At 62.0% G+C, this 20,927-nt stretch carries 19 protein-coding genes; 12 read left to right on the top strand and 7 right to left on the bottom strand.

What is annotated here, in order from left to right:
* Position 1: 1 nt before the first annotated feature.
* From E2E30_RS20130 to E2E30_RS20140, 3 genes are all read right to left on the bottom strand, one after another.
* Positions 2-625 carry an SOS response-associated peptidase gene (locus E2E30_RS20130; protein WP_133192438.1) on the bottom strand — a complete coding sequence of 208 codons (624 nt, stop codon included), beginning with the start codon at positions 623-625 and terminating at the stop codon, positions 2-4.
* A 49-nt stretch (positions 626-674) separates the two neighbouring features.
* Positions 675-944 (bottom strand): HU family DNA-binding protein, encoded by a 270-nt coding sequence (locus tag E2E30_RS20135; RefSeq protein ID WP_133192439.1) that lies wholly within the window; start codon positions 942-944, stop codon positions 675-677.
* A 213-nt stretch (positions 945-1,157) separates the two neighbouring features.
* Positions 1,158-1,601, bottom strand: coding sequence for a hypothetical protein (locus E2E30_RS20140; protein WP_133192440.1), 444 nt, complete (start codon positions 1,599-1,601; stop codon positions 1,158-1,160).
* A 303-nt stretch (positions 1,602-1,904) separates the two neighbouring features.
* Here E2E30_RS20140 and E2E30_RS20145 point away from each other — a divergent pair, with 303 nt between their 5' ends.
* Genes E2E30_RS20145 through E2E30_RS20160 form a run of 4 tightly spaced genes read left to right on the top strand, consistent with a single transcriptional unit; the run spans position 1,905 to position 7,919 of the window.
* The gene (locus E2E30_RS20145) at positions 1,905-2,666 is read left to right on the top strand and encodes an ImuA family protein (RefSeq protein WP_240699149.1); all 762 of its coding nucleotides are present in this window, start codon (positions 1,905-1,907) and stop codon (positions 2,664-2,666) included.
* Positions 2,581-4,365 (top strand): Y-family DNA polymerase, encoded by a 1,785-nt coding sequence (locus E2E30_RS20150; protein ID WP_335925476.1) that lies wholly within the window; start codon positions 2,581-2,583, stop codon positions 4,363-4,365. Before E2E30_RS20145 ends, E2E30_RS20150 begins: the two co-directional genes overlap by 86 nt.
* Positions 4,362-7,628 (top strand): error-prone DNA polymerase, encoded by a 3,267-nt coding sequence (locus tag E2E30_RS20155; RefSeq protein WP_133192441.1) that lies wholly within the window; start codon positions 4,362-4,364, stop codon positions 7,626-7,628. The genes E2E30_RS20150 and E2E30_RS20155 overlap by 4 nt, the downstream gene beginning before the upstream one ends.
* A 3-nt stretch (positions 7,629-7,631) precedes the next feature.
* Positions 7,632-7,919, top strand: coding sequence for a hypothetical protein (locus tag E2E30_RS20160; protein ID WP_056626057.1), 288 nt, complete (start codon positions 7,632-7,634; stop codon positions 7,917-7,919).
* Positions 7,920-8,016: 97 nt separating this feature from the next.
* Here the strand turns inward: E2E30_RS20160 and E2E30_RS20165 are convergent, their stop codons facing one another.
* From E2E30_RS20165 to E2E30_RS20175, 3 genes are all read right to left on the bottom strand, one after another.
* Positions 8,017-8,307 (bottom strand): DUF1488 family protein, encoded by a 291-nt coding sequence (locus E2E30_RS20165; protein ID WP_133192442.1) that lies wholly within the window; start codon positions 8,305-8,307, stop codon positions 8,017-8,019.
* 6 nt (positions 8,308-8,313) lie between these two features.
* A complete protein-coding gene (locus E2E30_RS20170) occupies positions 8,314-8,601 on the bottom strand; it encodes a hypothetical protein (RefSeq protein ID WP_133192443.1) in 288 nt (95 codons plus the stop codon).
* A 96-nt stretch (positions 8,602-8,697) separates the two neighbouring features.
* Positions 8,698-8,904 carry a hypothetical protein gene (locus E2E30_RS20175; protein ID WP_133192444.1) on the bottom strand — a complete coding sequence of 69 codons (207 nt, stop codon included), beginning with the start codon at positions 8,902-8,904 and terminating at the stop codon, positions 8,698-8,700.
* 335 nt (positions 8,905-9,239) lie between these two features.
* Between E2E30_RS20175 and E2E30_RS20180 the strand changes: the two genes are divergently transcribed.
* From E2E30_RS20180 to E2E30_RS20210, 8 genes are all read left to right on the top strand, one after another.
* The gene (locus tag E2E30_RS20180) at positions 9,240-9,524 is read left to right on the top strand and encodes a helix-turn-helix domain-containing protein (RefSeq protein WP_240699150.1); all 285 of its coding nucleotides are present in this window, start codon (positions 9,240-9,242) and stop codon (positions 9,522-9,524) included.
* On the top strand, positions 9,521-10,807 hold the full coding sequence (locus tag E2E30_RS20185; RefSeq protein ID WP_133192446.1) for a type II toxin-antitoxin system HipA family toxin: 1,287 nt from the start codon (positions 9,521-9,523) through the stop codon (positions 10,805-10,807). The genes E2E30_RS20180 and E2E30_RS20185 overlap by 4 nt, the downstream gene beginning before the upstream one ends.
* Positions 10,808-11,037: 230 nt before the next feature.
* Complete coding sequence (locus E2E30_RS20885) at positions 11,038-11,193, top strand: hypothetical protein (protein WP_165954607.1); 156 nt, start codon at positions 11,038-11,040, stop codon at positions 11,191-11,193.
* A 214-nt stretch (positions 11,194-11,407) separates the two neighbouring features.
* Positions 11,408-14,803 (top strand): type ISP restriction/modification enzyme, encoded by a 3,396-nt coding sequence (locus E2E30_RS20190; RefSeq protein ID WP_240699151.1) that lies wholly within the window; start codon positions 11,408-11,410, stop codon positions 14,801-14,803.
* A gap of 54 nt (positions 14,804-14,857) precedes the next feature.
* Positions 14,858-17,044 (top strand): AAA family ATPase, encoded by a 2,187-nt coding sequence (locus tag E2E30_RS20195; RefSeq protein WP_133192447.1) that lies wholly within the window; start codon positions 14,858-14,860, stop codon positions 17,042-17,044.
* Positions 17,041-18,384: an McrC family protein gene (locus E2E30_RS20200; protein WP_133192448.1), complete on the top strand. Its 1,344-nt coding sequence runs from the start codon at positions 17,041-17,043 to the stop codon at positions 18,382-18,384. Before E2E30_RS20195 ends, E2E30_RS20200 begins: the two co-directional genes overlap by 4 nt.
* Positions 18,385-18,430: 46 nt before the next feature.
* The gene (locus tag E2E30_RS20205; protein WP_133192449.1) at positions 18,431-19,162 is read left to right on the top strand and encodes a hypothetical protein; all 732 of its coding nucleotides are present in this window, start codon (positions 18,431-18,433) and stop codon (positions 19,160-19,162) included.
* Positions 19,159-19,923 carry a hypothetical protein gene (locus tag E2E30_RS20210; protein ID WP_165954608.1) on the top strand — a complete coding sequence of 255 codons (765 nt, stop codon included), beginning with the start codon at positions 19,159-19,161 and terminating at the stop codon, positions 19,921-19,923. The genes E2E30_RS20205 and E2E30_RS20210 overlap by 4 nt, the downstream gene beginning before the upstream one ends.
* Positions 19,924-19,935: 12 nt before the next feature.
* On the opposite strand, the gene E2E30_RS20215 is transcribed toward E2E30_RS20210, so the two are convergent.
* Complete coding sequence (locus E2E30_RS20215; protein WP_133192451.1) at positions 19,936-20,826, bottom strand: DUF4238 domain-containing protein; 891 nt, start codon at positions 20,824-20,826, stop codon at positions 19,936-19,938.
* Positions 20,827-20,927: the final 101 nt, after the last annotated feature.

Below are 20,927 nucleotides of genomic sequence, written 5' to 3' on the forward strand. Positions count from 1 at the left end.
GTCAGCCGAGCCGCATCAACTGGGAAGGGTAGGGGGCAACGAGCCCCTTCAGATCGTCCCATGGTGCCGATAGCCAGCGATCATAGTCGTCGTCGTGAAGGACCACCGGCATCGCCTTTGGATGGATCGGCGCGACGATCGCATTCGGCTCGGTGGTCAAGAACCCATAGGCATTCCCGCGCTCGGTCGGTCGCCAGATTCCGGCAAAGGCAAAAATCGGGCGGCTAGGCACGTCGAACCAGTGCAGCGGCTTCTTTCCGTCCTCGCCAGGCGCGACCCCGAACTCGGAGAACGCCGTCACCGGCACCAGACAACGACGCCCCGGCGTTGTCAGCATCGACCGCCAGAAGCTCGAACTGAGATTGCGCACGTTGGTCACGTACTTGGTGAGCTTGACCGCTGGATCGCGCTTGCTCGGCACCTGCGTCGGTACACCCCACTCCATCCGCTCGATCTTCCGGTCGGCGCCGTCCTGGATGACCACTTGGCCGTAGAACGGCGTCTTCTTGCCCGTCGGAAAGATGTCGGGGACCGGATACGTCTCGTCGGGCTCGTAAGGCGGGCGGATGCCGAACGTCGCGGCGATCTCCGCCTGCTTCGCGGTCAGCCTGTATCGATTGCACATCCGAGCACCCTTTCGGTGCCGGCAAGCTCCGCCCGCCGGCACTCTGGCCTTAGAGCTTGTCCTTCAGACCCTTGGCGGGTGTGAACGAGACCTTCTTCGATGCAGCGATCGTTATCGCCTCGCCGGTCGACGGATTGCGGCCCTGGCGCTCAGGACGATCCTTGACCGAGAACTTGCCGAAGCCGGCGATCGAGACTTCTTCGCCTTTTGCGGCCGCGCTTGCGATCTGGTCGAACACGGCGGCGGTTGCGGCCTTGGCCTCGGCCTCGCTCGTGCCTGTCGTCCCAGCGACGCCCTTCGCCAGTTCACCGATGTTCATGCTACTTACTCTCCCTAGTGGATCTGGCCGGACCTTAGCCGTGCCGAGCGCCGATACAATGATGCTGCTCGACGATGCGCATGTCGCGGGCGCCCGCCTGATGGTCCGCAAACTGTCTAATCATGACGTGGTGGAGGTGTATCAGCCCGGGTGCGGGCAGGGGGCGATCGCCGAGCTGGCGCCCGAGCCAACGCAAAGACTTCGGCCGGGTTTCTACTGCGCGCTGCGCTCTCGCGTGACGCGCGGATCTTCATACAGGTCGCGGATTGCGCGCAGGCGAAAGACGTTCCACCAGCGCTGCCATCGATGCTCGGCCGCATCGTGGATCATATGGCAACGCTGGCAGAGCGCCGCGAGATTGCCGGGCATGCTGTTGCCTGGATCGTGATCGAGATGCGCACAAGCCAGCACGACATAAGTCGTTCGTATCGACGCCAGAATGAAGCTGCCCTGGAGCGCGATCCGCTTGCCACGGCCGGAGCGCCAGCACACGGCATCGGCATCCCACCAGCGACCATCGCCAAGATGTGCGACCCGACGCATATGCGGCCTCGAGCAGTGCTCGCAGCGCGCGCCGGCCCGATCGAACCGGATCACGTCCGACAGCTGGCGCCAGTCGATCGGGTAAAGCCAGCGGTTTTCAGGGCGGATCGGCATCTCGATTCTATGAGTCAGCCGATGGCAGAACGAAAGCGAAATCTTCTTGGTTTGTTTTTGGTCTGTTGTGTAACCGTTCCACGCGGTGCGTACCGTCAGTTTTCGTGCCGATGCCCGTGATCGTGCGCGGCGAAACTGGCAACTCACTCGAGATCGCGCTGTAGACCTCGTATTCGTTACGAATCCGTACCGTCCGGCCCTCGGCTGCGGTCAAGCCCAAAGACTCGATCCGGCAGACATAAATCCGTTGACCAAGCGCCGGCGGTAACGGAACATAAAGCGAACACGTAGAGTCTAACCACCATGTCAGCCGTCCTCGATTCGCTTCCCCAGAGCATCGCCCATCTGCGAAGCATCGCGATGCCGCTCGCCGATTACCGGGTCCTGCCATTCGGCGTGAGTGACCTCGACAACCGGCTGAACGGGGGAGGGCTCCGGGCTGGAGCGCTGCACGAGGTCGCCGCACGGACCTGTTCGCTGGTCGACGATGCGGCTGCCACGTTGTTCCTTGCCGGTATTGCCGCGCGAGAAGCGCAAAACATGCGTGCCCCGGTGCTTTGGGCAAGCTGCCGGAACGATCTCTACGCGCCTGGCTTGGCGCAAGCCGGGTTGTGCTCGGCGAACGTGGTCTACGCTCAGCCTGGGGACGACGCCGCTCTCCTGGCGGTTGTCGAGGACGCGATCCGGGATGGTACGCCGGCAGCGGTGGTGGCCGAGACGGCAAAAGTTTCGATGGTAGCCACGCGCCGCCTGCAGCTCGTCGCTGCTGAAGCCGACATTCCTGTGCTGCTCTTGCGACGCTGGCGGGGCCGCTCGCAAGACCCGCTCGGCGAGCCCTCCGCTGCCTGGACGCGCTGGCGGATTGCCAGCGCCCCGTCGCAGCGGCTCACGGTTGCCGGGGTGGGACGCGCCCGTTGGTCGGTCGAGCTGGCGCGTCAACGCACCGGCGGGTCTTTCTCATTGATCGTGGAGGGGTGCGATGAGACGGGTTGTCTCGCTGTTCCTGCCGCACTTGGCCATCGAGCGGCTGAGACGGCTGGACCGGCACGCTACGCCGCGGCCTGAGCGGCCCGCGCTCCAGCTTCCGGTCGACGACGATCCGGGTGAATGCTCTGTCCCGAGGGGTGGCGGATGGCGGCCGGGTGCGCGCTGGGCGCGGGCGCAATCGCCTACCAAGGCCGAGGTTGCCGGGCAGATAGCCGCGCTTCCGGCGCATGCGAAGCCGCCCATGCGCGAACTCGGGCGGCGATCGGAAGCTGCGAGCCATCCGTACAAGGACCAGTCGGTCACGCGACCGGCCATGATCGTGACACGGCCCGCAACCGCTCACGCTCCGCTGGCGCTTGTCGGCAAGGTTGGGCGTCGTGAGGAAGTTGTGGCCGTCTGTGCCGCGGCGACCTCGCTCGGCATCCATGTCGGAATGGCCGCGACGCATGCCCGCGCGCTGGTGTCCGATCTCGACTTCCGGCCCGCCGAACCAGAGGCGGACGCAGTCCTGCTCGATCGCCTGGCGCTGCTTGCCGTTCGGCGTTGGTCGCCCATTGCGGCCGCGACGCCGACCGATGGCCTGTGGCTCGACCTCGCCGGCTGCGATCACCTCTACGGGGGAGAAGAGCGATTTTGCCGACGCCTGCGCGCCTTTTGCCAGCGTGCTGGGTTTACCGCGCGCGTTGCGGTCGCCGACACGCCCGGTGCCGCACACGCGCTCGCCCGGTACGGCCGGGAAGATCTGACGATCGTGCCGGCCGGTGGTACGGTCCGAGCGATATCATCGCTACCGATCGCTGCCTTGCGGCTGACCGGCACGGCGCTCAGCGCTGCCAAGCGGTTCGGCTTCGAGACTATCGCAGACCTTTTGCCGGTCGCGCGCGGCCCGCTCGCGCGGCGGCTGGGCCTGCCCGCCATCACCCGGCTTGATCAGGCGCTCGGTGGCGTAGCGGAGCCGATCACACCGCGCGAAGATGTCACCGTTCCAGCCGTCGAGCGCCGCTTGCTCGAGCCGATCGGCACGGCCGAGGCGATCGCGCAGGTGATGGAAGATCTGCTGGGCGATTTGGCCGAGGTACTGCAGGCGAGAGGGCTCGGTGCGCGATCGCTCCGACTGTCGGGGCTGTGCGTCGACGGGACGGAACAGGTGGTTGCCGTCGGGACATCGCGGCCGACACGCGAAGTTCCCCATCTCCTGCGACTGCTGAAGCTCAGGATCGAGCGCATTGATCCCGGACTGGGGCTTGAGCAGTTCCTGCTTGTGGCGCCGCATACCGAGCCGCTCGATGCAGTGGATCTCGGCGCAGTGCTAGCCGGCGAGGTTCTGGTGCGCGACCCCGCGCGCCTCGTCGATGTCGTCGCCGGCCGCATTGGCCCGAATGCCGTCTATCGGATCGCGCCGATCCCGAGCCATGTACCCGAGCGAGCGGTCGCGCGCGCCGACCCGGTCGAAATGCCGGCAGGGTGGCCGACATGGCGGCGGCCGGTTCGGCTCTTCGCCAGGCCAGAGCCCTTATGGGGCGTCATTGCGCTGCTGCCCGACCAACCGCCGCGGCGCTTCGAGTGGCGTGGCGAAGCGCACAAGGTCGTCGCCGGCGATGGCCCCGAGCGGATTCACGGCGAATGGTGGCGCCGCGACGCCGAGACTTGGGCGGTACGGGACTATTACCGCGTCGAGGATGAGGCAGGCGGCCGTTTCTGGGTATTCCGGCGCGGCGACGGCACCCATGATGATACCGGCGATCTGAGCTGGTGGATCCACGGCGTGTTCGCATGAGCGCGCCCTATGTCGAGCTTCAGGTGCTCACCCATTTCTCGCTGCTGCGCGGCGCGTCGAGCCCCGACGAGCTGTTCGCGGCGGCGGCACTGCTCGGGTATTCCGCGATTGGGATCAGCGACATCGGTACGGTGGCGGGCGTTGTGCGCGCCTGGGAGGCGCAAAAGGCGACCGGCGTCCGCTCGATCGCGGGTACGCGTGTCGATCTCTCCTGCGGGCGTCGCCTGATTCTCTATCCGACCGATCGCCCCGCCTGGTCACGGATCACGCGGCTCCTGACCCTCGGCAAGAAGCGGGCGGGGAAGGGGGGCTGCCTGCTGCACTGGCACGACCTCGAGCCATGGTCGGAGGGGATTGTTGCGATCCTTCTGCCGGACGAGGCGGATCAGGCGAACCTTGCGGCACTTGCCGACCTGAAGACGGTTTACGGCCGACGCGGGTACATGGCGCTGTTCCAGCGACGGCGGCCGGACGACGCCGTCCGTATCGATGCGCTGGCTAGGCAGGCTGGCGGCGCCGGGGTTCGCGCGGTCGCAACCGGTGACGTCCTCTACCATGCGCCCGAAGCCCGCCTTCTGCAGGACGTGGTCACGGCCGTGCGCGAGAAGTGCACCGTTGATGAGCTCGGCTACCGCCGTGAGATCAACGCCGATCGCGCGCTCAAATCACCGGAGGAAATGGTCCGGCGCTTTCGTGATTATCCCGATGCGCTGCGCGCCAGCGTCGATATCGCTTGGGCTTGCACCTTCGATCTTGGTGAGCTGGCCTATCAATATCCCCACGAGCGGCTGATCGATGGCCTGAGTGCGCAGGACGCGCTGCAGAAGCTCGCGACCGAGGCGGTTGAGCGGATGTTCGATGGCAAGGTCCCGGCCGCCTATACCGACCAGATCGGCCACGAGATGCGGTTGATCGGCGAGCTCGGTTACGCGCCCTATTTCCTCACCGTCTATGCGATCGTGCGCGAAGCACGCCGCCGCGGCATCCTGTGCCAAGGGCGTGGCTCGGCCGCGAACTCGTGCGTGTGCTTCGTGCTGGGGGTGACCTCGATCGATCCGATCAAGCACGAGCTTCTCTTCGAGCGCTTCGTGTCGGGGGAACGGCGCGAACCACCCGACATCGACGTCGACTTCGAACATGAACGTCGAGAAGAGATCATCCAGTGGATCTACGAAACCTATGGGCGTGATCGATCCGCGCTGACCGCGGTCGTTCAGCGCTACCGCGCGCGCGGTGCGGTGCGCGATGTCGGCAAGGCGTTGGGGTTGCCCGAAGACCTCACGTCCTCGCTGGCGGGGCTGGTATGGGGGTGGTCCGCCGAAGGCGTGGGCGAGAAACAGGTCCAGGAGCTGAACCTCGATATCGGCGATCGCCGACTGCGCCTCACCCTGGAACTCGCCCGCAAGCTGATCGGCGTGCCCCGCCACATGAGCCAGCACCCGGGCGGGTTTGTCCTGACGCATGATCGGCTGGACGATCTCGTGCCGATCGAGCCCGCCGCGATGGAAGATCGCCAGATCATCGAGTGGGACAAGGACGACATCGATGCGCTGAAGTTCATGAAGGTCGATGTGCTCGGCCTCGGCATGCTCGGCTGCATGAACCGTGCCTTCAACATGCTCGAGCAGGATAAGGGCATCCGCATCGGCCTGGCCGACCTCCAGGACGACGATCCGGCGGTGTACGCGATGATCCAGAAGGCCGACACGCTCGGCACCTTCCAGATCGAGAGCCGCGCGCAGATGTCGATGCTGCCGCGGATGAAGCCACGCCGGTTCTACGATCTCGTGATCCAGGTCGCGATCGTCCGACCCGGGCCGATCCAAGGCGACATGGTTCATCCCTATCTTCGTCGGCGCGAGGGGCTGGAGAAGCCCGAATATCCCCGGCCGGAGCTCCGCGCGGTGCTGGAAAAGACGCTCGGCGTGCCACTATTCCAGGAACAGGCGATGAAGGTCGCGATCGTGGGTGCGGGCTTCACCCCGGCCGAGGCGGATCAGCTGCGTCGAGCGATGGCGACGTTCAAGGTCACCGGTGGCGTATCGCACTTCTCGGAGAAGCTGGTCGAGGGCATGGTCGCGCGCGGTTATCCGCGCGACTTCGCCGAACGCACCTTCCGCCAGCTCGAGGGCTTCGGCTCCTACGGATTCCCGGAAAGCCACGCGGCGAGCTTCGCCAAAATTTCCTACGCGTCGAGCTGGATGAAGCATCATCATCCCGACGTCTTCTGCGCCTCGCTGATGAACGCGCAGCCGATGGGATTTTATGCGCCCGCGCAGATCGTGCGCGACGCTCAGGCGCACGATGTCCAGGTGCGGCCGCCGTGCATCAACGCGAGCCGTTGGGACTGCACGCTGGAGCCGACAGGCGGCCGCTACCTCGCGGTGCGGCTCGGGCTGCGCCAGGTGCGCGGGCTGTCGAACGCCGACGGTGCCGCGATTGTAGGCGCACGCAGCACGACGCTGTTCGATTCTGTCGAGGACGTGTGGCGTCGATCGGGCGTCCAACGCGCGGCGATCGAGAAGCTGGCGGATGCCGATGCGTTTCACGCGTTCGGCGCGGATCGGCGGCAGGGCCTGTGGAAGGTGAGGGGCCTCGGCGAGGCGCCACTGCCGCTGTTCGCCGCCGCGGATCGCGCTGCGGAGACGATCAGCGCCGAAGGGATCGAACCGTCCGTCGCGCTCCGTCCGTTGACGGACGGGCGCGAGGTGATCGAGGATTACCGTTCGCTGCAGCTTTCGCTGCGGGCGCATCCGCTGACGTTCGTTCGGGGTGAGCTGGCCAGGCGTGGCGTGACCAAATGCGCCGAACTCGCGAACATCCGGGATGGCCGGCACGTTGAGGTCGCCGGCATCATTCTGGTCCGCCAAAAGCCCGGCTCCGCCAAGGGCGTGCTGTTCATCACGATCGAGGACGAAACCGGGATCGCCAACGGTATACTATGGCCGGATCGGTTCGAGCGGCAACGCCGCACGATCATGTCCGCATCGATGATCGGTATGAAGGGCAGGGTGCAGAAAGAGGGCGAGGTGATCCACGTCATCTGCGACCGGATCATCGACCATGGTGATCTGCTGCACCGCGTGGGCGAGATGTCGTTCCCCCATCGTACCGGCCGCGGCGACGGGGCCAAGCATGCCGGATCGCCTGACCGGGGTGACGCGGGTTGGAAGCCGGAGCCGCGGAACTGCTACTGGCCGCCGCACGCCGAGGGCATGGACCCCGAGGACGCGGTTCGCTTCAAATCGCATGACTTTCGTTGAGCGATGGCAAAGCTCGCTCGCCACCAGCGCGTCGTCATAGCGCTATCGGTCCATATCCTGCGGAGCGGCGTCGCCCGCTGCTCGGACGCGCGCGTGGACGGCGTAGAGGTTCGCCTGGCGCTTCGGTGTCTTCTACCGCATTGCCCGGAGCGTTGGCCGCTCGAGCTTTATTGGGATGCGGCGCGCCAGGAGAATGAGATCGGCAGGGCGCAGGGTGTGACCGCCGCGTTCAACGGCATTGTCCGTCAGCTGCGCCGCGCAGGCCGATATGAGGAAGTGCTGGATCAGTGAGAAAGAGTGCCGCCCGCATCCTCGGCTCAGGCACCTCGGGGGTGATGCCCGTCGAATGCCATGGATCGATCCGGCTGGGCTTCCTTGCGTCACGGCTTCAGCCTTCTACGTCGGCGGCAGTCAGCAGGATCGGGGGCTCCCCGCCGAGCCGCTTGACGAACTCGCGCTGTGCTATGCGGTGAATGTCGCTCTCGAACTCGATGAAGACCTCGAGGGCAGTTTCGGAATCGAGCGTATCGCGATCGGGATCAAGGAGTTGCGTCAGAGCCTCGCTGGTAATGAGGAACTCAACGACCCCTAAGTTGGTGGCACCCGTGAAACCGACGCTCTCGCGTTCGGCAACCCAGTAATAGTCCCCCATCTCGAAGCGGACGCTGGGATTGGCCATGCCGGCTTACTCCTCGGTTGGGCTGGAAGCCGGCAGGTGCTCCGCCAGTGCTGCGATACCCTCACCGGTAAAGGTCGTGCTGGAGGCGCCCTTGATCTGGACAGGATGCTCCACTGTCAGGACGGCTGCGACTTGATGCTCGGGGTCCAGCTCGCGCCAATCGCGAACTGCTCGTTCCAGGTTGGTGACTTCAGCGACGTCGTTATCGCCGCGCGGGACGTTTTCGAGCGAGGCGCTCATCCGCCAATTGATCTGGGGGGTCTTGGCGCTTTCACCCCAGGTCGCTTCTGTCATGATCGTCTACCTTCTCGCGTCTGGTTCTTGGCGCGATTTCGAATGTAGCCCGACAGGGCGCGTCCGTGCCAGTCCGAAGCTCACAGTGCTCGAGCTTCAAGGGCCGCGAGGGGCGACCGCGATGATATCGAGCTTGCGCAGGGCTCGCGCCATGCGTTTGGCATCGAGCAGCCCGATGCCATGTGCGCGAAAGGCGCTGGCGAGTTGTCGCTCGGTCAATGGCGCCGACACCTGATCGAGAACGGCAAGCGCTGCTGCGCGCACCTCAGGGGGTGCAGCCTTCAGGGCGTCTAGGGCTTTCATTCTGCCTCGTGAAGGTTGCTCGGTCTGATCGGTAGACCAACGACATAGCGCCGCGCCATGCGACTTGCACGTACCACGCCCCGCAGTGGCGGCTGCCTGAAGAGCAAGCCGCCACGGCCGACGCTCTGTGGGAGATTACCGGTTCTGTCGATGCCGCCCGAGCGGGCACTTGCATCCGCTCCTGTCGAACCCAGGCAATGCGCTTCGAACCGGCTATCTCGACTGGCGGCATAAGGTCGTGTATAACGTACCGTATTGGCCTGATGGGCGCTTATATGAGACGCTAGATGCGATCGACTGTCGCTGATACTCTTCCGCCGCGCGTGAGGCGGAGCTTGACGAAGCTGGGCGACGATATTGCGCTGGCGCGCAAGAAGCGCAGCCTCACGGTGGTCATGATGGCCGAACGCATCGGTGTGGCCAAGAGCACATATCTCAAGCTGGAAAAAGGCGACCCGACTGTCGCGTTGGGTACATACGCCATGACCTTCTTCGTTCTGGGTTTTGGCGAGAGCCTCGGAGAGATCCTCGACGCCAAGAACGACGAGCAGGGTCTGTTACTCGACGTGGAACGCATGCCGCAGCGCGTCCGCCGACCCAAACCGCCGGCTTCGCTGTGAGGCGAACGATCGGCATCCAGATCGGCGACGAAGCCCGCGGCGTCGGATCCGTGCACTACAATCAGCAAGGAAGTCGCGAGAGCGCTGGCTTCGAATACGATGCCGCTTGGCTCGGCTCGCCCGATCGCTTCGCGCTGGAGCCTGCGCTGCCGCTCGTTGCCGGCCCGCAGTTCCATCGAAAGGTGGGCACCGGCTCCGTCTTCCATGCCGCCATCGCCGACACCGAACCGGACGGCTGGGGGAAGCGCGTCATCCAGCGCGACCATGCCAAGCGGCGGCAGGATGCCCGCCGCCGCGGTGATGAGGTCGATGCTCGTGCACTGAACGGCCTCGATTATCTCTTGGCAGTCGATGACGTCAGCCGGGTGGGGGCACTACGCCTTGTCGACGAACAGGGGGTTGCTCAGCGCGCGACCGAGGATGGTCGCCGCACCACGCCGCCCCTCATCGAGCTGGGCCACCTCCTCGCTGCCAGTCGTGCGGTCGAGACCAATACCGAAACCGCGGCAGACCTTGCCTATCTGCGCGGTCGCGGCACTTCGCTCGGTGGACTCCGCCCCAAATGCACCGTCGTCGATGACGAAGGGCGCGTGTCGATCGGCAAGTTTCCGAGCGTCGCCGACGAGCGCTCGGTCACACGAGGGGAGGTACTGGCGATGCGGCTGGCCCGTCGCGCCGGGATCGACGCGGCCGAAGCCCGGCTGATCGAAAGCGATGGTGACGCGATCGCGCTGATCCGGCGGTTCGATCGGCCCGCAGGGGGCGGGCGGCTCATGTACGTCTCGGCAGCGACGATGATCGGTGCGGAGCCCGGCGATGCGCAGGAGCACGCCTATACCGAGATCGTCGATGCGCTTCGGGTAAATGGCAGCGCCCCCACCGCCGACATCGAGGAGCTATGGCGCCGGATCGCTTTCTCGATCCTGATTACGAACGTCGACGATCACCTGATGAACCACGGTTTCCTGCACGTCGACCGTGGCCTGTGGCGGCTGGCGCCAGCCTTCGACATCAATCCATTCCCCGAGCGACTGCGCGAGCTGAAGACCTGGGTCTCGGAAGAGGTTGGACCTGAAGCGACGATCGATGCCCTGATGTCGGTGCTGCCATACTTTCGCATCAGCCCGTATCGCGCGAGGGAGATGCTAGCTCAGGTCGAACATGCCGTCGCGGCTTGGCAAGACGAGGGACGCGCGCTCGGCATGACCAGCGCCGACCTCGACAGCTTTGCCGAGGCGTTCGAACACGGTGAGCGCGCCGCGGCACGTGCCGTGCTGGCATGATGCAGCGCTCGACGTCTAAATCTGCAGCCATTTAGAAGAATTCTGATGATACGCCTGATCCACGCCGCTAACTAGCGGCTGGTTAATTGGATCAGTGTGACAACTGCGAAGTAATAAATGTCGAGAACCTTAGTCCTGCATGTATTATCGGATCACCTGAATTTGAAACGGCACGGTAGGCGCATGACAGCCAGATCTTTCTCGCGATCCAGTCTGTCCAGACGACGATTATGTACAGCGGCCGTGACCTGATGATTGACGGCGACGCCGCGCTGCTCAGATCGAGCTTCGTGCCCCAGATTAAGCGCGTCTTCTATATATCGCATCACCGCAGCGGCACGGGCGATCCTTTTCTGATCCAACACATCTTTGCGGCCGCCGCGTGAATTCAGTAAAATATCGCGGCTCGACGGAATATTGTCAGCATATGCAGCTTAAGCTGGCGATTGAAGTCGACGTTTAGGGCCGCGGCCAGCGGGTCAGGTTTGACATTGCCACGCGGCAGCATCGCCGCGATATTCGGATTGACTCTCCGTATGGGCGCAGACGCAGGCTTGGGGCGATCACGCCCCCGTGAGAGGATGGGGGCATTGGGTACACGTGGATAAGGTCGAGGCCAAGATTGAGAGCTATTTTCGATCGCTCAGGGATGTTCGAAGCCTAGGAGCGGGAACCAAAGAGCGGTCTTATTATCCCGCTTTTGCTGAAGTCCTCAACGGCATCGGCGCCGAGTTGAGCCCGCGGGTCATATGCCTGTCGGACCTTGGAAACACTGGCGCGGGCCACCCCGATTTTGGCCTTTTCGCAGCGTCGCAGCTGCAGAAGGGAGAACCTCGGCGCGGCCAGTCCCCCGAGCGCGGCGTGATTGAAATGAAGAGCGTCGGTGACGACGCTTGGGTGACCGCCAAAACGGAACAGGTCACCAAATATTTTGGCGCTTACCGAAGCGTCCTCGTCACAAATTTACGCGATTTCATCGTCATCGGCGAAGGGCCGGGCGGATTGCCAGTGCGGCTGGAAACCTTCCGGTTTGCTACGTCCGAGAAAGCATTCTGGGACTTGGTCTCGGAACCAACGAAATCGGCACGGCAATACGGGCGCACTTTCTTTGAGTTCCTCCGCCGCGCTCTCACACAATCTGTAGCACTCCATGAACCAAAAGACGTCGCTTGGTTCCTCGCATCCTACGCAAGAGACGCGCTTCAAAGGGTTACGGATGCCGGAGATCTACCCGCGCTTCACACCGTCCGCGAGTCGCTTGAAGGGGCTTTGGGAGTCGCTTTCGAAGCTGAGAAGGGCGACCATTTCTTCCGATCCACGCTCGTGCAAACGCTCTTCTATGGAGTGTTTTCCGCCTGGGTGCTTTGGGCTCGCCAGCTACCGAGGCCGACGGAGCGGTTCGACTGGCATGGTGCAGTTTGGCACCTTAATGTTCCGTTCGTACGTACTCTCTTCCAGCAAATCGCAAGCCCCCTCCACCTCCAGCCGTTGCACCTGACGGAGGTGCTGGATTGGACGGCGGGGACGCTGAATCGAGTTCAGGTCGACTCATTCTTCGACAAGTTCGACGACGCCGAGGCGGTGCCCTATTTCTATGAGCCGTTTCTTGAGGCCTTTGACCCGGTCCTGCGCAAGGAACTAGGCGTATGGTACACGCCGACACCTGTCGTCGATTATATGGTCGCGCGGGTAGACCTTGCGTTGAAAACAGACCTCGGGCTGCCTGAGGGTCTGGCATCCGAGAACGTATACATTCTTGACCCGTGCTGCGGGACCGGGACGTTTATCGCGTCGGTCCTACGCAGGATCAGCGAGTCATTGGCTGCAGCGGGCTATGGCAGCATGACGGGCCAATTGGTCAAGAAAGCTGCGCTGGAACGCGTTTTCGGATTTGAGATCATGCCCGCGCCTTTCATCGTCGCGCATCTTCAGGCGGGGCTTGTTCTGCGCTCGTTGGGCGCGGTTCTGCAATCGGAAGACGAGCGGGCGAGAGTCTATCTCACCAACGCGCTGACCGGTTGGGAGCCGGTGGTATCGAAGCCGTTGCCCTTCCCCGAACTCGAAGAAGAACGGCGACGCGCTGACGAAGTGAAGCAGGACGCGCCTATTTTAGTGATCCTAGGCAATCCTCCTTATAACGGCTTTGCGGGTGTCGCCGTTGAGGAAGAGCGCGAGCTATCGTCAGCTTATAAGACGACTAAGGCTGTCCAACCGCCCGAAGGACAGGGCCTCAACGACCTGTACGTTCGCTTCTTTCGGATGGCCGAGCGGCGCATCATCGACAAGACAGGCGCGGGTGTCGTCTGCTTCATATCGAATTACTCATGGCTCGACGGCTTATCGTTCACGGGAATGCGCGAGCGTTTTCTCGACGTGTTTGACGCTATCCGCGTCGATGTTTTGAACGGCGACAAATATAAGACAGGGAAGAAGACACCGGATGGCCTTGCAGACCCTTCGATCTTCTCGACGGTTCAAAATCGAGAGGGAATCCAGGTCGGAACAACCATCACGACGATGGTTCGCCGGCTGGACCATGTCGCCGCATCGACCATCGAGTCACGATTGCTCTGGGGCACGGGTAAGGTAGACGAACTCGCAGCGACCGGGAGCGCGGCGGCTGAGGACATCTACGAAAAGATCACGCCTTCGCTGCCGCTTGGCCTGCCGTTCATCAAGACCAACCTCCAGAACGGATATTTAGATTGGCCACAGATCACGGAATTGCTGCCGGCATATATGTCTGGTGTTCAGACGAAACGTGATCAATTTCTTGTAGATATTGACCGTAATGCGCTCGGCAAACGTATTGCTGAATATTACGATACGGCATTGAGCTTCGAGAATTTCGCATCTCGCTACCCCGAGGCTTCTCAAGCAACTAAGCGATATGAACCGGCCAAGACGCGAGCTGAACTTCTGAAAACGGGCATCCTTGCTGATAACATCGTGAAGTACAGCTACCGCCCATTCGACACGCGATGGATATATTGGGAACCGGAGACAAAGCTGCTGGGTGAAAAAAGCCCCGACTTCTTTCCGAATGCGTTCAGCGGAAATCTCTGGATCGAGGCGCGTGAGAAGCAAACTCAGGAGAGCTTCGATCGCGGCGCTCTGACGAGCACGCTTGCGGATAATTATGGGAGTGGGTTCTCTACCTTCTTCCCGATGCTGCTCGCACCGGACGAGCCTAAAGGTGAGCCGAGGATCAACCTCTCGCGTTCGGTTGCTGAGTATCTACGAGACCTAGAGCTCGCGCCAACAACAATATTTCATCACGCGCTCGCCATGTTGCATTCGCCGGCGAACAGGACGGACAACAGGAGCGCGTTGCGGATGGGGTGGCCGCGCGTTCCTGTACCGGCAGATCCTCCCGTCCTCGCCGTCTCTGCAGGAGCTGGCGAGATACTGGCGAAGCTGCTCGACACCGAATCAAACGTCGCGCCAATGATCGGCGGCGCTGCACATCCGGGTCTAAGGGTCGTCGCCCAACCGGCCCGCACCGATGGTGAAATGATTGCTGACGACGATCTGTCGGTACGGGCCGGCTGGGGCAACATCCAGATCACCGCCAACGGAAACCAGATTGTCATGCCCGGAAGAGGGAAGGTTGTCCGTCGTGGTTACTCCGTCGAAGAGCGCGTGGCTTTCGAGGAGGAGGCCGCGGCGCAGGAGATTGATAGCGAGGAGCTTTTTGCCCTTCTCGGACTGGCAACATACGATATTTATTTATCTGACCGCGTATTTCTCAAAAACATCCCAGAATTGGTGTGGAGTTATTCGCTCTCAGGATACCAAGTTTTGAAAAAGTGGCTCTCCTATCGAGAGCAAGGGGTGCTGGGCCGCCCTCTATCCATCCAAGAGATGATGTTCTTGCCTGACGCGGCGCGACGCATATCGGCCATCCTGCTCCTGACGCCACGCCTGGATGCGAGTTATCTCGCCGCAAAGGCGAACCCGCTTCCTTGGTCTGACGGTCGTCCCGAAGGTCATTAGGGCTGCATAGAAAGATATCAAATTCGGTGCCGCTGGCCCGGCGTGGGGGAAGAGATGCAGGAACAAGAGTTCAGGACTTGGTTGGGCAAACGCCTTTGGAAGGGACAGTCCCTGACCAAAAAGGCAACGGACAACCGAGTCCGTCGAAGCTTCCGGGCGGAACGCGGTATACACGGTCTCGGCTTCGCCGAAGACACGCTCGACGAACTGTTCGATGCCGGGAAATGGCAGCAACTTCTCGACAAGCTGACCGCGCTTAAGAGCGACCCGGAAGCAGATCTGGAAGGCATGCGGGCCGTGGTGCCAAAAGCGGAGGAGCCGCATGTCCAGCTAGGAAACATGATCGCGGCCCTCAAGCAATATGGCTATTTTCGCGAAGGTCGTGATCCGAACTATTCGACGTCTGAGACGACGGACGAGGACGAGGAAGACGAGAGCCAGGCGGACAAGATCCGTCGGTACGTCTTGGACAATTACATCACCCCTGCGCGCGCCGAGGGGCAGCCGACGGTAACGATCACCGTTGGACCGCTGAACAATGAGATGGGCCTGCAGATGGCGTGGCCGAACATCTGTCAGGCGCTTGAGGGCCGACTCTTTTTGGAGCTTGCAAATGTGCCGCGCCCAACAGCGGAGGGGCCGCGGCAAAGCACGACCCGCAAACTGACCTTTTCACTGAAATCGAAGGCTGGCGACGTGACCGGGCCAAAGCAATTGCCAACCAACCTCATCCTCTTTGGACCGCCGGGCACCGGCAAGACCTATCAGACGGCCCGTGAGGCCGTGGCGCTCTGTGACGGCAGTGCGGATTATCCTGACACCGCGGATGGCAGGAAGACCCTCATGGGCCGATATCGCGACCTGGAGGCAGAGAAACGGATCGCCTTCGTCACCTTCCACCAGAATTACGACTATGAGAGCTTCGTGGAGGGGCTGCGCCCTGAGACCGGAGACAACGACGGAGCCACGGTCGGTTTTCGGCTTGAGGCACGTCCTGGCATCTTCCGTGAAATTTGTGCGCTTGCCGATCAGGCGCGCACGCGCACCGTGCCGCCGGTCAGTGCAACAGGCTTCGATTTCAGCGATCGCCGGTTTTGGAAGATGGGCCAAGGCGCGATCGGCAGCGAGGACGATGTCTACGATGCTGCGATTTCAAATAACTACATCACGCTCGGTTGGGGAGGTTCGATAGACTGGAGTGACGAGCGATTTTCCACCTTCGAAGCAATCAAGGCGGAGTGGCTTGAACGGAATCCCGAGGATCCCACACCCAGCAATTGGACCCAGATGTGGCCCTTCCGCAGTGAAATGAAGGTGGGCGACATCGTCATTGTCCCCTACGGTAATACGGCCTTCCGGGCCGTCGCCGAGGTAACAGGCGACTATCGATATGAACCTTCAGCCGAGGGGCATTACGCGCATCGGCGGGATGTGCGTTGGCTGCTCACGCTCGATGAGCCTTTAGCCCTCGACACCATCGTCGACGGCAACTTCACGATGCGCACGCTTTATCCGATCGCGACGAAGCGGGTGAACCTGCCGGCACTCGGGCGCCTGATTGGCGATGAGAGCGCGGAAGCGGTTGGTGAAGGAGAGGTCGAGCCTGACCAGTTCGTTCTCATCATCGATGAAATCAACCGAGCCAATATCTCCAAGGTTTTCGGCGAGCTGATCACCTTGATCGAGCCTGACAAGCGGCTCGGTATGGACAATGCCCTGACTTTGACCTTGCCTTACTCGAAGAAGCGAGACTTCGGCGTCCCCGCCAACCTTCACATCATCGGTACGATGAACACGGCCGACCGCTCGATCGCGCTGCTCGATACAGCGTTACGCCGCCGCTTCGTCTTCCAGGAGATCACGCCAAGACCGGAGTTGCTCGGGACCGTCGATGGCATCGATCTGAAGGCTGTGCTTGTGAAGATCAACGACCGGATCGAGTACCTGATCGATCGAGAACATCGGATCGGTCACGCGTTTTTCATGGGATGCGACAGCCGAGCGGCTGTCGCCAGCGTCATGCGAGACAAGGTGATTCCGCTTCTTCAGGAATATTTCTTTGAGGATTGGAGCCGGATACAGGGCGTGCTTGGCGATGGCTTCATCGGCGCGCGAAAGCTCGCACCTCCCCCGGGCATCGAAGGCGAGGAGCGCGATAGCTGGTTCGTGCGCGACAGGTTCGGGGATGATGCCTTCGCAGGCCTGGTCGGCAAGGCGCCGGCAGAATCCGAGCCCGAATGAGCCATTTGTCGGTCAGCGAATGGGGACGTGTCCCAGTACTCGATCGATCAGACGAGGCCGGCTTCACGCGCGCGCAGGCCAATGCGCTGATCGCTGCTGCTCGCGCTCACCCCCTCGGCGGTGATGAGGGCACGGGGATCCTCGGCGATCACTACCGCCACCTGACCGCACGACAGATGGTCGGGGTGATCGCCGCGCCGGGATGCAGCCTCGAAATCCTTCCGAAGATCGACCCAACGGAAGGGGAGGACATCGAAACCCGGAGCTCCGTGCGCCAGCGTCTGGTTCGAATGCTTGATGTGGCCTTGGGATTGAACATCGGCGATGGCGTGGCGGCGAGTATGGCACGGCAGCAAGAGAGCCTGCTTGATATCCTGATCCGGATTTTTGCTGACAAGCTGTTGAAAGAGGCGCGGCGCGGGTTGCCGCGGATGTATCTGGCACAGGAGCAAGACCTGCCGGCCCTGCGTGGCCGCCTGAACGTGGTGAGGCAATTTACCGCGCATGCAGTGCGGCCGGATAGGCTTGCTTGCCGGTTTGACGCTCTCTCCAACGATATTCCGCTTTTGCAGGTCATGAAGGCATGTGTGATCGCGCTCCGTCGCCATGCCAGGGCAGGGGCGACAACCCGGAAACTCGACGAGTTGCGCTTCGTTCTGGCGGATATCAGCGATGTCGACGTGTCCGCCCTTCCTTGGGGATCGGTTCGCATCGACCGGACCAATCGCCGCTGGGAAACGCTCTACGGGCTCGCGCGGCTGTTTCTAAAGCGCGACTGGCAGGCGACGCACCGCGCCTCTGACGTCGGCCAAGGGATCGCGCTCCTCTTTCCGATGAATGATCTGTTCGAAGCCTATGTCGCGGCTTTGATGAGAAAGGCGATCCGCCCGCTCGATCTGAGCGTGGAGGCGCAGGGCGGTCGGTTGTTCTGTTTGATTGAGGAGGGGGGGCGCGGGCGCTTCCAGACGAAGCCCGACTTGGTTCTCCGTCGCCATCCTAAGGACGGCGGGAAAGTTGTCGCGATAATCGACACCAAGTGGAAACGGCTGTCACCTTCGGTCGAGGATCGTAAGCACGGTGTCAGCCAGTCCGATGTCTACCAGATGATGGCCTACGGCCAATTGTACGACTGCGGTGAGTTGGTCTTGCTCTATCCGCACCACGCCGGGTTGGGCGAGACCGTGCTGACCCTGCCCTATCGCGTTTCGAACAGCGCGGCCTGCCTTCATCTGCGAAGCGTCGACGTACGATTGCGCGAGCCGCTCATCCTCGACCAACTCTCCGGCATGTCCGCGCTCTGGGCGACCTCGAACCGGGTTTCCGAAGCCTTCCCAGCGTGAAAGCGGGTTTGCCTTTCTGCCTCGCCTCGATGATCGAGAAGGCGCCATGATTCTTGATTACGATGCGCCCGCCACATGGCCGGCGGAGGTCATCAATTTCCTCGACGAGACGGTCGCGATTCTCGACGACTGGCACGGCGTTCAGCGCTTTGCGACGCCCTATGAATATGACGATATCATTCGCAGGCTCTACGCCCTGCTCGAGCCTCATGACATTCTCGCTTGGCATAACACTCGCCTGACGGCGCGCGAAGCAGAAGCCATCCTCGCCAATGGCATGTTTCTGCCCAGCGTTGACGCGTTGCTCCAGCGGATCGATGCAGCACAAGCGGAAGGCGCTTTCTCCTCGGCTATCGCCGATGGGTTCAAGGGACGGCACCAGGCAGACTCGCCAACCCGAGCTGGCCGCATCTGGTTTCTGTTCACGCGGCCGCATAACGACACGGGGATTGAGGATTTTCTCCGCTTCTGGGGTGGGGAATCCCTGTACGCGGCGATCGACCGCGACCCGACGCTCGGACCGGTGTTGCGATCGGTTGGTATCCCATCCGTTGTGGAGGCGGCGATCCCCATCGCTTTGTTTCCAGATAGCCTCGGGTTCGAGTCGCACATTGCGCGGCAGTTCTCTGCTTGGCGTGCTGGCCACTCCTACGATGGTCTGCCGCATGACCGCGTCCGAGTTGCCTTGCCCAGGGAGTGCATCCGCAGGATCGTCACCTTTCCGTCCGCCGATTTTTCAGAGCTGACGGGCTGCGATCAGTATTATGAGCCGCTATGAAGGTCGTCCGGCGAGGAGATGAAGGGATGCCTCTCGCTCAGTGCAGAGCGCCCGATTGCGACGCTACCAAGCTCTGCAAAGCGCACATCATCCCGCAGGGGTTTGCGCGGCCCTTGAGCGAAGCGGACGGTCATAACAAAGCGGTTCGCGCGGGCGGCGCAAAACCCGCGAACCAACCTCTAGGGCCATTCGATCTCAACATTCTGTGCTCCGAATGCGACGGCAAGCTTGGTGTGTTTGACGAATATGCGATCAATTTCTGCGGGTCGTTGCCGGCGAGCAGCGCCGCTCCGACAGGCAGTCTTTACCGGCAATCGGAATTCAACGGCGCGATCTTTGCGCGCGCGATGTTGGCAATCCTCTGGCGGGCATCGATCAGCGTGCGAGAGGAATGGATCGAAATCACCCTGGGGAGATACGAGTCCATCATCGGCAACATATTGTTCGGGCTGAGCAACCTTCCAGATTTCCCTGAAATCGAGATCGCTTTGCTACGGTATGCCTCTGCCGATCATGACGCGCGCAGATTTATCTTCAATCCATTCCGCATCCGGTCTGGAAACCTGAATGTGTTCAGCATGGGCCTGGGAGGGTTTCAGGTTCTAGCGAAGATCGATCAACGGCCGTTCCACAAGGAAATGCGGCCATATATCGTCAACGCGTCCACCTCGCTGATAGTGCCTCATGTTCGCTTCGAGGAAACCGCAGAATATGCGTTTTTTCAATCGGCTGCCCAAGCGGATCGGCGCCGAAAGGCATAGAGCACGCGGAGGTCAGATTTCGACATTCCAAGCCTCCGCGATCGATCGTGCGATCGAGGGCCTTTTTTCGCATCCGAAGTTTTGCTTGATAAAGGCATCCTCCTCATCGTTAGAGGCGCCGACAAAGCTCCGCGCTTGAGCGACCGTGGCATAATTCTGCCTGCGCTCGAGCTCACCTTCTTGGAGATCGCCAAGAGCGAGGAGAAACGCCCGCGATGGCGCCGCGATGAAGAGCTGCCGGGGGCTGATCGGGATCGTAATGTACGATTTCGGATGTCCCAGGAACGGCAGATCTTTGGCCGTATCGAGCGGCCAATCCGAGATCAGGAAGCTACGGGTTTCCGTCGACGTGATCGTGGCCCACTCCATAGAAAGGAAAACCTGTCCCCGCTCGGGATCGTCGATGGCGCGGCGTATGGCCTCCATCTGCAATTGATTCAAGGCTGCTTCGGGAAAGTCATCAGGAACGGTCAGGCCGATAGCAGCCTCGCTAACGGCAGGGTCGGAAAGCGCGTTAATAACGGTCTTTAGCCCTTTCACGTCGCCCGGTGTGCGAAACCAGATCGACATGATAAACCGCGCCCAGTCGCACATCATCTCGTGACTCATCTCGCCGGTTCGGCCGTCTACCAGAAGACGGTGGGCGTTCGACGCACGATCGTCGATCAGCTTGAAATAGATGTCTTCCATTTGTTGCGCGTGTTCGGCTGAGAAGCCAGTCGTCTCGTAGATCCAGTCCTTGTAAGCCACGCTCTTGGGACTGAGCGGCTTGCTGCGAACCTTGCCATCGCCCCGAGGCCAATAACAGACCAGGTCGCCTGCACCGTCACCCCATTCCCTCAGCAGGAACTGGGGAATAAAGTGGTGTCGCCGTGACGGGTTTTGCTTTGTGGATTGGGTCATACCAGTTCAAGCGAGAGTTTTGCCGATCTTATGGACCTTCCGCAACCGAGGTCTGTGGATCGGCGTGGAAAAAGGACCCCGGTAGCGCGGCGGTCGGGTCG

The sequence above is a fragment of the Sphingomonas sp. AAP5 genome, from assembly GCF_004354345.1.
GTDB lineage: Bacteria > Pseudomonadota > Alphaproteobacteria > Sphingomonadales > Sphingomonadaceae > Sphingomonas > Sphingomonas glacialis.

Bases quoted from the DNA above. Each gene is read 5' to 3' on its own strand.
- E2E30_RS20130 (WP_133192438.1), bottom strand. From the start codon at position 625: ATGTGCAATCGATACAGGCTGACCGCGAAGCAGGCGGAGATCGCCGCG.
- E2E30_RS20135 (WP_133192439.1), bottom strand. From the start codon at position 944: ATGAACATCGGTGAACTGGCGAAGGGCGTCGCTGGGACGACAGGCACG.
- E2E30_RS20140 (WP_133192440.1), bottom strand. From the start codon at position 1,601: ATGCCGATCCGCCCTGAAAACCGCTGGCTTTACCCGATCGACTGGCGC.
- E2E30_RS20145 (WP_240699149.1), top strand. From the start codon at position 1,905: ATGTCAGCCGTCCTCGATTCGCTTCCCCAGAGCATCGCCCATCTGCGA.
- E2E30_RS20150 (WP_335925476.1), top strand. From the start codon at position 2,581: ATGAGACGGGTTGTCTCGCTGTTCCTGCCGCACTTGGCCATCGAGCGG.
- E2E30_RS20155 (WP_133192441.1), top strand. From the start codon at position 4,362: ATGAGCGCGCCCTATGTCGAGCTTCAGGTGCTCACCCATTTCTCGCTG.
- E2E30_RS20160 (WP_056626057.1), top strand. From the start codon at position 7,632: ATGGCAAAGCTCGCTCGCCACCAGCGCGTCGTCATAGCGCTATCGGTC.
- E2E30_RS20165 (WP_133192442.1), bottom strand. From the start codon at position 8,307: ATGGCCAATCCCAGCGTCCGCTTCGAGATGGGGGACTATTACTGGGTT.
- E2E30_RS20170 (WP_133192443.1), bottom strand. From the start codon at position 8,601: ATGACAGAAGCGACCTGGGGTGAAAGCGCCAAGACCCCCCAGATCAAT.
- E2E30_RS20175 (WP_133192444.1), bottom strand. From the start codon at position 8,904: ATGAAAGCCCTAGACGCCCTGAAGGCTGCACCCCCTGAGGTGCGCGCA.
- E2E30_RS20885 (WP_165954607.1), top strand. From the start codon at position 11,038: ATGTACAGCGGCCGTGACCTGATGATTGACGGCGACGCCGCGCTGCTC.
- E2E30_RS20195 (WP_133192447.1), top strand. From the start codon at position 14,858: ATGCAGGAACAAGAGTTCAGGACTTGGTTGGGCAAACGCCTTTGGAAG.
- E2E30_RS20200 (WP_133192448.1), top strand. From the start codon at position 17,041: ATGAGCCATTTGTCGGTCAGCGAATGGGGACGTGTCCCAGTACTCGAT.
- E2E30_RS20205 (WP_133192449.1), top strand. From the start codon at position 18,431: ATGATTCTTGATTACGATGCGCCCGCCACATGGCCGGCGGAGGTCATC.
- E2E30_RS20210 (WP_165954608.1), top strand. From the start codon at position 19,159: ATGAAGGTCGTCCGGCGAGGAGATGAAGGGATGCCTCTCGCTCAGTGC.
- E2E30_RS20215 (WP_133192451.1), bottom strand. From the start codon at position 20,826: ATGACCCAATCCACAAAGCAAAACCCGTCACGGCGACACCACTTTATT.